This is a genomic window from Pseudomonas peli (assembly GCF_050563605.1).
Taxonomy (GTDB): domain Bacteria; phylum Pseudomonadota; class Gammaproteobacteria; order Pseudomonadales; family Pseudomonadaceae; genus Aquipseudomonas; species Aquipseudomonas peli_A.
This window is the reverse complement of sequence record NZ_JBNXUH010000009.1, coordinates 189,707-205,836: the sequence shown is the minus strand read 5'-3', so window position 1 is coordinate 205,836 and position 16,130 is coordinate 189,707. Positions and strand designations below refer to the sequence as shown.

General features: G+C 62.2%; 13 protein-coding genes. 11 read left to right on the top strand and 2 right to left on the bottom strand.

Going from position 1 to position 16,130, the window contains the following annotated elements:
* The first annotated feature begins 218 nt into the window (after window positions 1-218).
* Window positions 219-2,858: a LuxR C-terminal-related transcriptional regulator gene (locus ACQ4LH_RS13380; RefSeq protein ID WP_430697602.1), complete on the top strand. Its 2,640-nt coding sequence runs from the start codon at window positions 219-221 to the stop codon at window positions 2,856-2,858.
* A gap of 137 nt (window positions 2,859-2,995) precedes the next feature.
* Window positions 2,996-5,740, top strand: coding sequence for a peroxidase family protein (locus tag ACQ4LH_RS13375; protein WP_430697601.1), 2,745 nt, complete (start codon window positions 2,996-2,998; stop codon window positions 5,738-5,740).
* A 96-nt stretch (window positions 5,741-5,836) separates the two neighbouring features.
* On the opposite strand, the gene gspD is transcribed toward ACQ4LH_RS13375, so the two are convergent.
* Together gspD and ACQ4LH_RS13365 are read right to left on the bottom strand one after the other, a co-directional pair.
* Window positions 5,837-7,786: a type II secretion system secretin GspD gene (gene gspD, locus ACQ4LH_RS13370; protein WP_430697600.1), complete on the bottom strand. Its 1,950-nt coding sequence runs from the start codon at window positions 7,784-7,786 to the stop codon at window positions 5,837-5,839.
* A gap of 4 nt (window positions 7,787-7,790) precedes the next feature.
* The gene (locus ACQ4LH_RS13365) at window positions 7,791-8,435 is read right to left on the bottom strand and encodes a type II secretion system protein N (RefSeq protein WP_430697599.1); all 645 of its coding nucleotides are present in this window, start codon (window positions 8,433-8,435) and stop codon (window positions 7,791-7,793) included.
* 250 nt (window positions 8,436-8,685) lie between these two features.
* Here ACQ4LH_RS13365 and gspE point away from each other — a divergent pair, with 250 nt between their 5' ends.
* The 9 genes from gspE to ACQ4LH_RS13320 are packed head-to-tail and all read left to right on the top strand — an operon-like array spanning window position 8,686 to window position 16,072.
* The gene (gspE, locus tag ACQ4LH_RS13360) at window positions 8,686-10,173 is read left to right on the top strand and encodes a type II secretion system ATPase GspE (protein WP_430697598.1); all 1,488 of its coding nucleotides are present in this window, start codon (window positions 8,686-8,688) and stop codon (window positions 10,171-10,173) included.
* A 13-nt stretch (window positions 10,174-10,186) separates the two neighbouring features.
* Window positions 10,187-11,404 carry a GspF family T2SS innner membrane protein variant XcpS gene (xcpS, locus tag ACQ4LH_RS13355; protein ID WP_430697597.1) on the top strand — a complete coding sequence of 406 codons (1,218 nt, stop codon included), beginning with the start codon at window positions 10,187-10,189 and terminating at the stop codon, window positions 11,402-11,404.
* Between the two features lie 3 nt (window positions 11,405-11,407).
* Window positions 11,408-11,833: a type II secretion system major pseudopilin GspG gene (gspG, locus tag ACQ4LH_RS13350; RefSeq protein WP_430697596.1), complete on the top strand. Its 426-nt coding sequence runs from the start codon at window positions 11,408-11,410 to the stop codon at window positions 11,831-11,833.
* A gap of 5 nt (window positions 11,834-11,838) precedes the next feature.
* Window positions 11,839-12,381: a type II secretion system minor pseudopilin GspH gene (gene gspH / locus ACQ4LH_RS13345; protein ID WP_430697595.1), complete on the top strand. Its 543-nt coding sequence runs from the start codon at window positions 11,839-11,841 to the stop codon at window positions 12,379-12,381.
* Entirely contained in the window at window positions 12,378-12,767 is a 390-nt protein-coding gene (gspI, locus tag ACQ4LH_RS13340; RefSeq protein WP_430697594.1) for a type II secretion system minor pseudopilin GspI, read from the top strand. Before gspH ends, gspI begins: the two co-directional genes overlap by 4 nt.
* Window positions 12,764-13,459 carry a type II secretion system minor pseudopilin GspJ gene (gspJ, locus tag ACQ4LH_RS13335; RefSeq protein ID WP_430697593.1) on the top strand — a complete coding sequence of 232 codons (696 nt, stop codon included), beginning with the start codon at window positions 12,764-12,766 and terminating at the stop codon, window positions 13,457-13,459. Before gspI ends, gspJ begins: the two co-directional genes overlap by 4 nt.
* On the top strand, window positions 13,456-14,421 hold the full coding sequence (gene gspK, locus ACQ4LH_RS13330; RefSeq protein ID WP_430697592.1) for a type II secretion system minor pseudopilin GspK: 966 nt from the start codon (window positions 13,456-13,458) through the stop codon (window positions 14,419-14,421). The genes gspJ and gspK overlap by 4 nt, the downstream gene beginning before the upstream one ends.
* Window positions 14,418-15,554: a type II secretion system protein GspL gene (gene gspL, locus ACQ4LH_RS13325; protein WP_430697591.1), complete on the top strand. Its 1,137-nt coding sequence runs from the start codon at window positions 14,418-14,420 to the stop codon at window positions 15,552-15,554. Before gspK ends, gspL begins: the two co-directional genes overlap by 4 nt.
* Window positions 15,551-16,072, top strand: a complete 522-nt coding sequence (locus ACQ4LH_RS13320; RefSeq protein ID WP_090252293.1) for a type II secretion system protein M — start codon at window positions 15,551-15,553, stop codon at window positions 16,070-16,072. The genes gspL and ACQ4LH_RS13320 overlap by 4 nt, the downstream gene beginning before the upstream one ends.
* Window positions 16,073-16,130: the final 58 nt, after the last annotated feature.

Genomic DNA, 16,130 nt, shown 5'->3' with positions numbered 1-16,130 from the left:
TGGCGGGCCTTAACCGGCCCGCCAGGCTGCTTCATTTCCCCCCAAATGCATTCCCTTGCCTCGCCACATTCTCTGGCGGGTATGGCTGTGGGCAAACCTTTGGCTAGCGGCGGGTAAAACATGACGCACTTCAAAGTCTGAAGGTGCGCAGGCGCTAGCATCCACCGCCAAGCGCGGCGTCTGACTGCGCGAAGAATAATAAGAACAGGGTCTGCCTGATGGACCGACTTCAGCCATGCGTGCTGCCTGCCAACGGTGTGCTCCGCCAGAGCCTGCTGGAGCTGCTGGCGCGCAGTGAACGCTTTGCCCTGACTTTGCTGCTGGCCCCGGCCGGCTCGGGAAAGTCGACGCTGTTGCAACACTGGCGCGGCTGTTGTGCTGCGGCGGTGGTGCATTACCCGCTGCAAGCGCGGGACAACGACCCGCTGTGTTTTTTCCGCCGTCTGGCTGACAGCATCCGCGCTCAAGTGGGCGATTTCGATACGTCCTGGTTCAACCCTCTGGCGGTGGCATCCAGCCTGTCGCCGCAGCTATTGGGCGACCTGCTCGCTGATGCCCTTGTGCGGGTCGACGGACCACTGTTTATCGTGCTCGATGATTTTCAGTGGATCGAATCGCGCAGCATTCTCGAGGTGATGGCGGCGCTGCTCGACAAGCTGCCAGGCCATGTCCACCTGATCATCGCCAGCCGTAATCACCCAGGCTTTGCCCTGAGCCAGCTGAAGCTGGAAAACCGCCTGCTGTGCATTGATCAGCATGACCTGCGTCTGTCGGTCGAGCAGGTGCAGCAGCTCAATACTCACCTGGGCGGTCAGGCATTGAGTCAGGAGTATGTCGACAGCCTCTTGGGCATGACTGAAGGCTGGGTGGCGGGGGTGAAGATTGCGCTGCTGGCCTATGCGCGCTTCGGCACTCAGGCGCTGCAGCGCTTTAACGGCAGCCAGCCAGAAATCGTCGATTACTTCGGCCATGTGGTGCTGCGTCAGTTGCCGCCTAACCTGCGTGAATTTCTGCTGTGCAGTGGTCTGTTCGAGCGCTTTGACGGCGCAATTTGCGATCATGTGATGCAGCGCAGTGGCTCGGCGTTGCTGCTGGAAGAATTGGCTGAGCGCCAGCTGTTCCTGCTGCCGGTGGAAAATCAGCCCGGCTGGTTCCGTTTTCACGCCCTGTTGCAGGATTTTCTCTGTCGCCGCCTGCAGGTCGAGGAGTACGCCCGCCTGGATCAGCTGCACAGCCGCGCTGCCGACTATTACCTGAGTCTTGGCGAGTATGAGCAGGCGTTGCAGCATGCCCGGCGCTGTAGCTCTCAGCGCATCTTCCTCGGGCTGTTGGAGCACTGCTGCGCGTCATGGGTACGCAGCGGGCAGTTCGGCGACATTCTGCGTTGGCTCGAGCCGCTGCCAGAGGCGCTGCTGCTGGCGCAACCCAATCTGCTCGGCTGGCTGATTGCCGCGCTGTCGTTGTCGCGGCGTTTTCATCAGGCGCACTACCATCTGGAGTTGCTCGATACTCTCGAGCACACCGCGCCAGGCGCACATCTGGAGCCGGCCACGCGGCAGTTTCTCGCCCTGTTGCTGGGCTTGTTCGAACAGGACAAGGACTTTGTGCCGCCGCCGGCCTGGCGCGATTTGCTCGGGCCGGGGCAGGATCTGGAAATCCGCGCCTGCACGTTGGTGGTGATTGCTTACCAGCATCTACTGGCGGCGCGCCTGCAGGATGCGATTCGTTTTGCCAGCGAGTCCAAGCAGTTGCTCGCGCAGTGCGGGCACAGCTTTCTGGAGAGCTACACCGATCTGATTATCGCGCTCTGCCACCGCAATGCCGGCCGCGCCACCCATGCGCGCAAAGAGGTGTGCAGCGATTACCTGCGCACCGATAAAAGCGCGCCGGCCTGGGTTAATCGTGCCACGGCGATGGTGGTGGTGCTGTATGAGCAGAATCAGCTGGTCGAGGCGCAGCAGCTGTGTGACGAGCTGATGGCGATGGTCAACTCATCCTCGGCCACCGAGGCGATTGCCACGGTCTATATCACCTTGTCGCGGCTGCTGCATCGTCAGCAGCAAATGGCGCGTGCTAGCCGTTTGCTCGACCAGTTGTCGTGCATCCTGCAGCTGGGCAACTACGCGCGTTTTGTCAGCCAGGTGGCCCAGGAGAGCATGCGTCAGGCCTACCTGAGCGGTAAGAGTGCCGCCATGGACGCCGTGGCTCAGCGTTACGATCTGCCTGCGCGGTTGCAGGCTGGGGAGTGGGAGAGCGTACGCACGTATGACGAAAACTGGGAGCGCCAGGGTTTGGCCTGTGTGTACTGGCTGCAGGCACGCGGCGCCCTGGCCCAGGCCGAGCGGATTCTCAAGGTGCTGGCGGCCTCGTTGCGGCAAAGCGAGATGCGTGCGCGGTTGCTGATCGTCGAAGCCAACCGCCTGGTGCTGGCAGCGCCCCGCCAGAGCAAGAGCCAGCAACTGGCTGCTCTGGCGGGGCTGGTTGAAACCTATGGCATCGTCAATATCAACCGCTCGGTATTCGATGAGGCGCCGGGGTTTGCCGCAGGCGTACTGGACCTGGCGCAGGCCGGGCTGCTGGTGGTGCCGGACAAGTACCGTGAGCACTACGGCGAATTTCTCCAGGGTGTCCAGGCTGCGCCGCCGCTTGATGCGTTGGCCTGCGGCCTGCTGACCGGGCGTGAGCTGGAAGTGTTCGAGTGCCTGCTTAGCGGCCTTTCGAACACCCAGATCAGCGACAAGACCGGTATTGCCTTGTCCACCACCAAATGGCACCTGAAAAATATCTACTCCAAGCTCAATGTCTCCAGCCGCACCGAGGCGATTCTCGCCGTCCGGCCGCGCGCCTCGCTCAACTAGACCGCCCTGCATAACTGATTGGCTATAGCCCCTCCGCCGGAAGGGGGCGTTGCGCCATACCCGTCGATAGGCTTGATCCTGCGCTGCTATGTCAGTAGCCGCCTTGTCCCTACAACAATAAAACGGGAGCAATAGCCATGTCGGTATGGGTCACTTGGCCAGCTTTGACCAAGCTGGGAACGTTGGGCGTAGTCTCCGGGCTACTGGTACTGGCGGTTGAACGCCAGGCGTTGTTCGAGAACAACCTCTTCGATGTCGAAAATTACACGGGCTACAACGCCGATATCACCTGCGATGCGCGCAGCCTGGCGGCCCGTACTGAGGACGGCACCTGCAACATTCTCAGCAACCCGGCCGAGGGCTCGGTGTATCGGCGCTTTGGCCGTAACGTCAACCCGGCGGTGACCCAGGGCGAGACCAGCACCTTGCTCACACCCAACCCGCGTGAGGTGAGTAACAGCCTGATGGCGCGCGAGGAGTTCAAGCCGGCGCCGAGCCTGAACTTTATCGCCGCCGCCTGGATTCAATTTATGGTGCACGACTGGTTCGACCACGGCCCGAATGCCGACGCCGACCCGATCCAGTTCCCGCTGCCCCCAGGCGATGTGCTGGGCAGCGGCAATATGTCGGTCAAGCGCACGCGGCCTGACCCGACGCGCAGCAGCAGTGACACCGGCAAGCCGCAAACCTACCGCAACCACAACACCCACTGGTGGGACGGCTCGCAGCTGTATGGCAGCAGCAAGGAAACCAACGACAAGGTGCGCTCGTTTGTTGACGGCAAGCTCAAGATCAATGCCAACGGTACCCTGCCTACCGAGCTGCTCAGCGGCAAACCGGTCACCGGCTTCAACGAAAACTGGTGGGTGGGGCTGAGCATGCTGCATCAGCTGTTCACCCTCGAACACAACGCCATCGCCAGCAAGCTCAAGCAGAAGTACCCGGCGCAGAGCGACCAGTGGCTGTACGACCGCACGCGCCTGATCAACTCGGCGCTGATGGCCAAGATCCATACCGTGGAGTGGACCCCGGCGGTGATCGCCAACCCGATCACCGAGCGCGCCATGTACTCCAACTGGTGGGGCCTGCTCGGCCAGGGCGGCCCGCGTGACGACTTCCAGGCCGAAGTGCGTATGCTCCAGGCGGACCTGGCGCGCTCCGATTCTTTCGTCAAACGCATCCTCGGTTTCGACCCGAACGTCGCGCCAGGCGTCGGCAACAGTGCCATCGACCACGCCCTGACCGGCATCGTTGGCTCTACTGCGCCGAACAACTACGGCGTGCCGTTCACCCTCACAGAAGAGTTTGTCGCGGTGTACCGCATGCACCCGCTGATGCGCGACAACGTGCAGGTGTATGACATCGGCTCGAACCAGTTTGCGCGCACCATCGCGCTGCAGAACACCCGTGATCGCGACGCGGAAAACCTGCTGAGCGACGAGCGCCCGGAGCGCCTGTGGTACTCCTTCGGCATCACCAACCCGGGTTCGCTGACGCTGAACAACTACCCGAACTTCCTGCGTAACCTGTCGATGCCGCTGGTGGGCGATATCGACCTGGCCGCCATCGACGTGCTGCGTGACCGTGAGCGTGGCGTGCCGCGTTATAACGAGTTCCGCCGGCAGATCGGCCTCAACCCGATCACCAAGTTCGAGGACCTGACCAAGGACGCCGCGACCCTGGCCGAGCTCAAGCGCCTGTACAGCAACGACATCGAGAAGATCGACACCCTGGTCGGCCAGTTGGCGGAAACCGTACGCCCTGAGGGCTTTGCCTTCGGTGAAACGGCGTTTCAGATCTTTATCATGAACGCCTCACGCCGCTTGATGGCGGACCGCTTCTATACCAAGGACTACCGCCCAGAGGTGTACACCCAGGAAGGGATCGACTGGGTCGAGCACACCACCATGGTCGATGTGCTGCGTCGGCATAACCCGCAGCTGCAAGCCAGCCTGGCCGGAGTGGAAAACGCCTTCAAACCCTGGGGCCTGAATATTCCGGCGGATTACGAAAGCTGGCCTGGGGCCAACAAACAGGAAAACCTCTGGGTCAACGGCGCACTGCGCACCCAATACGTGGCAGACCAGCTGCCGGCGTTGCAGCGCGTCAATGTCGGTGGGCTGATCGGCTCGATTCTGTGGAACAAGGTGAAGGTTCGCAGCGACGTGGCCCCGGCCGGCTATGAGAAGCCGATTCACCCTCATGGCGTGATGGCCAAGGTCAAGTTCGTCGCGGTACCGAACAACCCTTACAGCGGCCTGTTCCAGGGCTCTGATAGTGGTTTGCTGCGTTTGTCGGTGACCGGTGATCCGGCTGACCGTGGTTTTGCTCCAGGCCTGGCGTGGAAGGCCTTTGTCGATGGCAAGCCGTCGGAGAACGTCTCGGCGCTGTACACCCTGAGCGGGCAGGGCACTAACCATAACTTCTTCGCCAACGAGCTGTCGCAGTACGTGGTGCCGGAAGTCAACGACACCCTGGGCACCACCATTCTGTTCTCGGCGGTAAGCCTGAAGCCGACCCTGCTGCTGCTCAATGATATGGCCGAGGTGACCCAGGCTGGCGCCGCCGTGGCTAAACCCAAGGCGCCAACGCAGATCTACTTTGTGCCGCGCACGGAACTGCGCAACCGCTTTGCCAGCACAGCCCATGATTTCCGCACGGACCTGCTGACCTTGAATGCCGGCACCAAGGTCTATGACCTGTATGCCACCTCGATGGAGATCAAGACCTCGATCATCCCATCCATCAGTCGCAGCTACGCCGCTCAACGGCGTAACAGCGCGGTGAAGATTGGCGAGATGGAGCTGACCTCGGCCTTTATCGCCTCGGCCTTTGGCGACAACGGGGTGTTCTTCAAACACCAGCGTAACGAAGACAAATAAGCGTTAGTCGCGCTAAACAAAAAGGCCTCGGTATCTACCGAGGCCTTTTTTTATTTCTATGCCGCTCTGTCCATAGCCTTGAGGTATGGCGCGAGGTTACTCGCGCAGATCGATAGCTTCAGGCTCGCCTTGGTCGAACAGCTGTACCGGGTCGCGTGGCAGGATGCCGGGGCTGTAGTTCTCACGAATATCGCCCAGCACGCGGATGTCGCTGTATTTCTTCCCGGACAACGCCGCCATACCGGCCGCGTCTCGGATAACCGTCGGGCGCAGAAACACCATCAGGTTGCGCTTGATCCGTGTTTCCTTGGTCGAGCGGAACAACCGACCGATCAGCGGCAGGTCGCCCAGCAGCGGCACCTTGGAGTCGGCCTCGGTCACGTCATCCTGAATCAGCCCGCCGAGCACGATGACCTGGCCGTTTTCGGCGAGGATGGTGCTCTTGATCGAGCGTTTGTTGGTGATCAGGTCGACAGCATTTACGCCCTGACTGGTGGGCGCGATGGAGGAGATTTCCTGCTCGATTTCCAGGCGCAGACTGGCGCCATCGTTGATATGCGGGGTGACTTTCAGGGTCACGCCGATGTCCTGGCGCTCGATGGTGGTGAAGGGGTTGTCGGCGCCCGAACCGCTGGTGGTAAAGGAGCCGGTCTGGAAGGGGACGTTCTGCCCGACCAGGATTTCGGCCTTCTGGTGATCGAGAGTCAGCAGGCTCGGCGTCGACAGCAGGTTGCTCTTGCTGTTGGCCGACAGTGCGGTAATCAGTACGCCAAAACTGTCGGTGCCCAAGCCAATGATTGCGCCGTCCGGCAGGGTGGCCAGGGCGTTGTTATCGGTGTCGTTTTCGTTGTCCTGAATAGCCTGCAACACGCGGCCTATCGACAGCCCGGTGCCACTGAAGTTGGTGCCGCCTAGGCCGCCGGTGCTGCCGCGGCCATCCACGGCCCATTGCACGCCCAGAGCGTCGGTAATATCGCCGGACACTTCAACAATCGCCGCTTCAACCATCACCTGGGCGCGCGGTACGTCGAGCTGGCGCACGATGTCTTCCAGGGTCGCCACTACATCCGGTTCGGCCAGCAGCACCAAGGCGTTGAGGCTTTCGTCGGCGCGGATCAGGATGGTCTGCGGCTTGCCGGTGGTTTCACCGCCGGCTTCCGGTTTGAGCTTTTCGGAAATCTCCCCGAGGGTTTCCGCCATGCTCTTGGCATCGCCATGACGCAGGCGAATCACTCGGGTATTGGCCGAGCGGCTGGTGGGGCTGTCCAGCGATTGCGCCAGGGTCATCAGTTTGGCCCGCGCTGCCGGTGGGCCGAGCAGGATCAGGCGGTTGGTGCGGCCGTCGGCGATCACCTGGGTGCCGGAAGCGCCCTTGGCCTGGCCGCGATCCACGGCGCTGCGCAGTACTTCGGCGGTGTCCATGACCCAGGCATGCTGCAGATTGAGCACGCTGTAGTCGTTCTGGCCCTTCTGGTCGAGCTGGCGCAGCAGGTCTTCGATACGTTCGATATTGGCTGTGCGGTCGCTGATGATGATCGCATTGGCACTGGTGATGGCTGCCAGGTGGCCGTATTGCGGCACCAGTGGGCGAATCAGCGGGATCAGCTCGGTGGCCGAGCCATGTTGTACCTGGATCAGTCGGGTTTCCAGGCGGTCCGGCGCGTTGCGCCCGGCATCCGCGTCGGCCTTGGCCTCGGCGTTGGGCACGATGCGCGCCTGGTCGCCCTGGGTCATCACGCTGAAGCCGTGGGTGGCCATCACCGAGAGAAACAGCTGATAGACCTCGGTCAGCGTTAGCGGGCTATTGGACACCACGCTGACCTGGCCCTTGACCCGTGGATCGACGACAAAAGTCTGCCCGCTGATCTGCGCGACCTGGTCGATAAACTCACGGATATCGGCGCCCTTGAGGTTGATGGTCCAGCTTTCTTCCTGCTGGCTGGCACTCGGCGCGACGGCGGTAACGGCAGCACTCAGCTGCAGCGGACTACAGGCGAGGCCAGCGGCCAGCAGGGCGAAGGTAAGGCGCGAGAGAGTCGGAGTCATCGTGTCAGTTTTCTTCCATGGGCTGTTCGGTGGGTTCTGCAGTCTCAGGCAGGCTGCCGGAGTCCTGCATCTGCTGGCGTAGGGCGTCCATACGCTCACGCAGTTGGCTCAGATCATCGGATTCCATCTCGCTGAGCTGCTCTAGCGGATCGGCCATGGCATCCTGGGTGTTGCTTTGCAGGCTGCCAGCGGTCGAACTGTTGAGCGGGAAACTGAGGCTTTCGCGACGGCCATTGCGCATCAGCTCGACGCGGTCGGCAGCCACCGAATGCAGGCGCACGCCGCTGCTGATTTCGCTGTTGACGCTGTAGCGCTGGGCAGTGCTACCTTCGCTGAGGATGATTGCAGTGGAGCGTTGCGGATCGGCATGGACAAAGCTGCCGAGCAAGGTCAGGCGCAGGTTGGTACTGGGGGCTGGGCCATCACTGACGGCGCTGCTGGTGCCGAACAGTTGGCCGATCTCGGGGTTGACTGCTGCCACTGGCGCTTCGCTTGCGCTGTTGCTACTGGCGGCTACGGGCGCGCGCAGCAAACGCAGCCAATCGGCGCTCTGCCAGGCCAGGCTGATGCTCATGGCAAGAATCAGCACGATGCCAACAAGGGAGGTGGCCTGGCGCTGTAGCCAGCGTTGGGGAGCCGTAAGCTGCAAGGGGGGCGTCACTCCGTAACTTATTATTATGTGGTGTGGTTCGCGCGCTGATCATAGACATTTGCCAAGCATTTGGCAGCCCCTGGTTGGGGTAGTGTGTAGACCAGTTCAATGTGCTAAAGATAGCGCGCTGTTTGTCGCTCTATTGCGGCTAACTTACAACAACTATGTTGCAAAACCCCAGTTTTTGAGCCCTCGCTTGTTATTCTTGGGTTCATCATCAGCTTTCTGTGCTTAAGGCATATTACGGATGAATGCGTTGCTTACAGAAGTGCCATCACGGCGTTTACCTTTCAGCTTTGCCAGGCGTCACGGTGTGGTCCTCGTAGTGGAGGGCGGTGTCCCTTGCCTGGCTTATCGTGTGGGCGTCGAACTGGTGGCGCTGGCCGAGGCGCAGCGCTTTGTTGGCGCGCAGTTACCGCTGCATGCGCTGTCGGCAGAGGCCTTCGAGCAGGCCCTGGCCAAGGCCTATCAGCATGATTCGGCGTCCATGCAGCTGGCCGAGGATATCGGCGGTAGCCTGGATCTGGCCGCGCTGGCCGAGCAGGTGCCGGAAACCGAAGACCTGCTGGAGCAGGAAGATGACGCACCGATCATCCGCCTGATCAACGCCATCCTCGGCGAAGCGATCAAAGAAAACGCCTCGGATATTCACCTGGAAACCTTTGAGAAGCGTTTAGTCGTGCGCTTTCGGGTCGACGGCATTCTGCGTGAGGTGCTGGAGCCCAAGCGCGAACTGGCGGCTTTGCTGGTGTCGCGGATCAAGGTCATGGCGCGTCTGGATATCGCCGAGAAGCGTATTCCTCAGGATGGACGGATATCTCTGAAAGTCGGCGGTCGCGAGGTGGATGTGCGGGTTTCGACCCTGCCGTCGGCCAATGGCGAGCGGGTGGTGCTGCGTTTGCTCGACAAGCAGGCTGGACGTCTCAACTTGCAGCATCTGGGCATGAGTGCGCGTGATCGCGATCAGATGGAAGCCACCGTGCGCAAGCCCCACGGCATTCTGCTGGTCACCGGGCCTACCGGTTCGGGTAAGACCACCACGCTGTACGCCAGCCTGGTCAGCCTGAATGACCGCACACGCAATATCCTGACCGTCGAAGATCCCATCGAATATCACCTTGAAGGCATCGGCCAGACTCAGGTCAATTCTAAGGTCGATATGACCTTCGCCCGTGGCCTGCGCGCCATCTTGCGTCAGGACCCGGATGTGGTGATGGTCGGCGAGATTCGCGACAAGGAAACCGCCGAAATCGCTGTGCAGGCCTCGTTGACCGGCCACCTGGTGCTCTCGACCTTGCACACCAACAGTGCCATCGGCGCGATTACCCGTCTGGTGGACATGGGCATTGAGCCGTTCCTGCTGTCGTCATCCTTGCTCGGCGTGCTGGCTCAGCGCCTGGTGCGGGTGCTCTGTCCGCATTGCAAAGAGGCCTACCAGGCCGACGAAGCCGAGTGCAAATTGCTCGGCGTGCCGTTCGCACAGCCACCGACTCTGTTCCACGCCCGCGGCTGCGCCGAGTGCCATCAGCAGGGTTACCGCGGCCGAACCGGTATCTACGAGCTGGTGGTGTTCGACGACCACCTGCGCACGCTGATTCACAACGCCGCTTCCGAGCAGGACATGACCCGCCACGCTCGCACCCTCGGCCCGAGCATCCGTGAGGATGGCCGACGCAAGGTGCTGGAAGGGGCGACCACGGTTGAGGAAGTGCTGCGCGTGACTCGCGAAGAATGAGCGGGGAAGAATAATGGCCGCGTTCGAATACCTCGCCCTCGATGGCAAAGGCCGCCAGCAGAAAGGTGTGCTGGAAGCCGACAGCGCGCGCCAGGTGCGGCAGATTTTGCGTGAACGGCAACTGGCGCCGCTGGATGTCAAAGCCACCCGTACCCGTGAAAATGCTGGAGCAGGCTCACATTTCAGTTTTGCCCGCGGCATTTCCGCCCGCGATCTGGCGTTGATCACCCGGCAGTTGGCGACTTTGGTGCAGGCTGCTTTGCCCATCGAAGAGTCTTTACGTGCGGCCGCCGCTCAAGCCAGTTCGCCACGTATTCAGAGCATGCTGCTGGCGGTGCGTGCGCGGGTGCTGGAAGGTCATGACCTGGCCAGCAGCCTGAAAGAATTCCCCTCGGCTTTTCCCGAGCTTTACCGCGCCACCGTAGCGGCGGGCGAGCATGCTGGCCACCTTGGTCCGGTGCTGGAGCAGTTGGCCGATTACACAGAACAACGTCAGCAGTCGCGGCAGAAAATCCAGTTGGCGTTGCTCTATCCGTTGATCCTGATGTGCGCGTCCCTGCTGATCGTTGGCTTCTTGCTCGGTTATGTGGTGCCGGACGTGGTGCGCGTATTTATCGACTCCGGCCAGCAACTGCCGGCGTTAACCCGTGGTCTGATTGCTTTGAGTGATTGGGTCAAAGGCTGGGGCTGGCTGGCGGTGATTCTCGCCATCTTGGGCGTGTTCGCCCTGCGCTGGGCGTTGCGTGATGATGCGGTCAAGGCGCGCTGGCACGGCTTTCTGCTGCGCATCCCGTTGGTGGGGCGCTTGATTCGTGCCACTGACTGCGCCCGGTTTGCTTCGACCCTGGCGATTCTGACCCGCAGCGGCGTGCCGTTGGTTGAAGCCCTGGGCATCGGCGCACAGGTGATCGCCAACCGGGTGATTCGCGCAGACGTGGTGATTGCCGCGCAGAAGGTGCGCGAGGGCGGCAGTCTGACCCGGGCGCTGGAGGCTAGCGGGCAGTTTCCGCCGATGATGCTGCATATGATCGCCAGTGGTGAACGCTCGGGTGAGCTGGACCAGATGCTGGCACGCACCGCGCGTAATCAGGAAAACGATTTGGGTGCCCAGGTGGCACTGCTGGTGGGGCTGTTCGAGCCCTTTATGCTGGTTTTTATGGGGGCGGTGGTGCTGGTGATCGTACTGGCCATTCTGCTGCCGATTCTGTCTCTCAATCAGTTGGTGGGGTAAGCAGTGAACAAGCGTCAATCAGGTTTTACGCTGATCGAAATCATGGTGGTGGTGGTCATTCTGGGGATTTTGGCTGCCCTGGTCGTACCGCAGGTAATGAGTCGGCCCGATCAGGCCAAGGTCACCGTGGCCAAGGGCGATATCAAGGCCGTGGCGGCCGCTCTGGATATGTACAAGTTGGATAACCATGCCTATCCGAGTACCCAGCAGGGCCTGGAAGCGCTGGTGAAAAAGCCCTCCGGCAACCCGCAGCCGAAGAACTGGAACCGCGACGGTTACCTCAAGCGCCTGCCGGTCGATCCGTGGGGCAACGTCTATCAATACCTGGCGCCGGGCACCAAGGGTACTTTCGACCTGTATTCGCTGGGCGCCGACGGCAAGGAGGGCGGCAGCGATCAGGATACCGATATCGGTAACTGGGACCTCTGATCCCCATGCGCCAGCAACCGAGCCAGGCTGGGGGCTTTACCCTGATCGAACTGCTTGTGGTGCTGGTGATTCTTGGCAGCCTGATCGGTATTGCGGTGCTCAGCGTGGGCATCGCCGGTCCGGGGCGCGAGTTGCATAACGAAGCCGAACGGCTGGCCGGGTTGATTGGTGTACTGGCCGAGGAAGCGGTGCTGGATAACCAGGAGTACGGCCTGCTGCTCAGTCGTGAAGCATACCAAGTGCTGCGTTATGACTCGGCGACGCAGAGTTGGCAGGCCTTGTCGGCCAAGCCCCATAAGCTGCCGGGCTGGGCCGAACTGAGTGTCGAGCTGGAAGGCGCTGCTCTGGAGTTGCCGCTGCCAGAAGGTGAAGAACCCAGTAAAGGCGCATTGACGCCACAGTTGTTGTTGCTGTCGAGCGGGGAAATCAGCCCGTTTCGTTTGCGTTTGGCCGAGCGCCGCGCCGATGGGCTGCGCCTGCAATTGGTTAGCGATGGTTTTCAGCTGCCCAAGGTCGAGAGCGAGCAGCCGGCAGGGCGCAAACGATGAGGCGCGCGGGCGGTTTTACTCTGCTTGAGGTGCTGGTTGCTTTGGCAATTTTCGCGCTGGTCGCCGCCAGCGTGCTGACCGCAACCGCGCGCAGCCTGCAAACCGCCTCGCGGTTGGAAGAAAAGACCCTGGCCATGTGGATCGCCGATAACCAGCTGGCTGGGTTGCAGTTGTCGAAGACTCCGGTTGCTGATGGCCGCGACCAGGGCGAGGTGGATTTCGCCGGGCGGCGCTGGCAGTGGCAAAGCGAGGTGCTGGCCACCAGCGAGGCGGATATGCGCCGCGTCACCCTGTGGGTCGCGCCCGCAGAGCAGGGGCGTTCGGGCGGTGATGTACGTGAGCGCGCGGTGGTCAGCCTGAATGGTTTTCTCGGGGTGATGCAATGAGGGCGGCGCGCGGCTTTACCCTGCTCGAATTGCTGATCGCTATCGCCATCTTTGCGCTGCTGGGGCTGGGCACCTACCGCATGCTCGACAGCGTGCTGCAAACCGACAAGGTCACCCGTGCCCATGAAATGCAATTGCGTGAGCTGGTGCGCGCCATGGCTGCATTCGAACGAGATGTGCTGCAGGTGCAGGCCCGGCCCACGCGCGATCCCTTTGGTGATCCACGCGCCGCTTTGCTGGGTGAAGACCTCGATAATCCAGCTCTGGAACTGACTCGCAGCGGTTGGCGCAATCCTTTGGGGCAGTCGCGCTCCGGCTTGCAGCGGGTGCGCTGGCAACTCAGTGGCGAGCAGTGGCAGCGCCACTACTGGACGGTGCTAGATCAGGCGCAAGACAGTCAGCCGCAGGTGCAGCAAGCGCTGGATGGGGTGACCCGTATGCAGTTGCGTTATCTGGATCAGGAGGGCACCTGGCAGACCAGTTGGCCGCCGCTGGGCAATAACCCGGATGATGCGCTCAAGCTGTTGCCGCAGGCCGTTGAGCTGGTGCTGGAGCATCGCCGTTATGGCGAATTACGCCGTGTGCTACGCCTGCCAGAAGGCTTGCCGGAGCGTCTGCAGCAGGCGCCCGAGCCGAGCCCTGACGACCCCGCCGAGCCCGGTGGCGATATTCCCGAGGAGCCGCGCTCATGAGTCGGCAGCGTGGCATGGCGCTGATCACCGTCTTGCTGGTGGTGGCGGTGGTCACAGTGGTCAGCGCCGGGATTATCGCCCGCCAGCAGCTGTCGATCCGTAGCAGCGCCAATCAGCTGCATGTGCGCCAGGCCTGGCATTACGCCCTGGGCGGCGAGACCCTGGCCAAGGCTATTCTGCAGCGCGATCTGCGGGAGGGTGACCCGGGTGCGCCGGTGGATCATCCGGGCGAGGCCTGGGCCAAAGCCCGGGCGCCCTTTGCCCTGGATGAGGGTGGAGCCTTGCGTGTGCAGATCACCGATCTGACCGCGCGTTTCAACCTCAACAGCTTGCTGCGTCAGGGCCAGCCCAACGAGGCCGCCGTTGCGCAGTTGCGCCGTCTGTTGCTGGGGCTGCAGATTGAAGCGCCTTACGCCGAGCGGCTGCTCGATTGGTTGGACGCTGACGATCAGCCCAGCGGCGGTTACGGCGCGGAAGACAATCAATACCTGCTGGCGCAGCCGCCTTATCGCGCGGGCAACCGAGAGTTGAAGGATGTCTCCGAGCTGCGCCTGTTGCTGGAAATGACCGAGGCGGACTACCAGCGCCTGTCGCCCTATGTCAGCGCCTTGCCGGCGGATGCCACGCTTAACGTCAATACCGCCAGCGCGCGGGTGCTGGCCAGCGTGGCTGAAGGATTGCCGCTGAGCACCGCCCAGGGCCTGGTCGCCGCGCGGGGCAGTGAGGGCTATCGTGATTTACCGAGCTTTACCGCGCAGCTCAGCGGCTTGCAGGTGCAGAGCCAGGGCCTGGCGGTAGGCAGTCAGTATTTTCAGGTGCTCAGCGAAGTCACTGTTGGTGAGCGTCGTCAGGTTTTACGCAGCACTTTGCAGCGCGCCAGCGATGGTCAGCTGTATGTTCTAGCCCGTGATTTGGGGCAGGGCGGTATGCCGCCGGTGCCCGTTGAGGAAGTCGAACCATGAGTCAGACCTATGTATTTCTGCCACCCGCCGCCTGTACCGGCGCGCAGGCGGATCTACCCGTGCAGTGGGTGGCCGACGGGGTAAGCGAAACCCTGGAATTCGGTGAGGCGCAGACGCAGCTTGGCGGCAGTTGGACCCTGGTCCTGCCGGTTGAGGCGGTAACCTCCTGCGCGGTCAATCTGCCGACGCGCAAAGCCCGCTGGCTGCGTCAGGCGCTGCCGTTTGCAGTGGAAGAGCTGCTTGCTGAAGAGGTCGAGCTGATGCACCTGGCGTTGGGCGAGCAATTGGCCGATGGCCGTCATCGCGTGTTTGCCGTGCGCCGCAGCTGGCTGTCCGGCTGGCTGGCGTTGTGCCCCACAGCGCCGCAGGCGATTGCCGTGGATGCCGATCTGCTGCCTGGATCGGGTACAGCGCTCTTGCCGCTGCACGGCCGCTGGTTGCTGGGTGGCGAGAATGTTACGCGGATGGCGCTGCAGGCGCAGGACTGGCCGCAGCTGAGCCCTTTGTGTGTGCAGCCGCAGGTTGCCTGGTGTGATCCGCAGCACCCGGCGCCGCAACCGGTGGATGAAAGCATGGAGGTGGCCGATCCCTATGTTTGGCTGGCCCAGCAGCCGCTGCGCAATAACCTGGCCCAGGGCGAGTTCGCCGTGCAAAGCAGTAGCGGCCAGTGGCAGCGCTGGCGGCCATTGCTGGGGCTGGTCGGCATGTGGCTGGTGCTGCAGTGGGGCTTCAATCTGGCGCAGGGCTGGCACCTGCAGCGTCAGGCCGATGAATATGCCGCTGCCAGCGCCGCGTTGTACAAGGAGCTGTTCCCGCAGGACAGCAAGCTGGTCAATCTGCGTGCGCAGTTTGATCAGCATCTGCAGGCCGGCGCGGGCAGCGGGCAAACCCGTCTGCTCGGCTTGCTCGCCCAAGTCAGCGGCGCGTTGGCTGCTGAGGGCGGCCAGGTGCAGATCAGTCAGGTGGATTTCAGTGAAGTACGTGGCGATCTGGCTATGCAGGTACAGGCTGCCGGCTTTGCCGAACTGGAGCGTCTGCGTGAGCGCTTGCAGGAAAGTGGCTTGGCGGTGCAACTGGGCTCGGCCAGCCGTGAGGGTGCAGGCGTCAGCGCGCGCGTGGTGATCGGAGGATGAGTATGGTTTCGCAAGGCAAAGGCTTTACCGCGCAGTTGGATAATTCGCTGTTGCTGCAACGCTGGCGTGCTCTGGCGCCGCGTGAGCAATTCTCGCTTGGCAGTCTTGGGGCGTTTTTGCTGCTGGTGCTGCTTTATCTGACGCTCTGGCAACCGACGCAGGAGCGCCTGGCCGCAGCACGCAGTGCGTTTGAAACACAGCGCGAGTTGAATGCCTATCTGCATAGCCAGGCGCCGGCGGCGCGCAATGTGGCCAGCACCCCGCAGCAGGCGATTGATCCGGAGCGGCTGCAAGGCATGGTCACGGCCACGGCTGCGACCCAGGGCCTGACTATCGAGCGTCTGGACAACTCCGGCGATGGCGCCGTGCAGCTCAATCTGCAACCGGCGCCTTTTGCCCAGTTGCTGCGTTGGTTCACGGTGCTGCAGGAGCAGGGCGTGCAAATCGCTGAAGCCGGACTGGATCGTGCCGAAGACAATAAGGTGGCTGCTAGGCTAAGCCTACGGGTGGCGCAATAATGGTGCGGCGTGCCCTGTGATAGCACCTTGCAAGGGCAGCGTTTTTTGCACTTTTTTA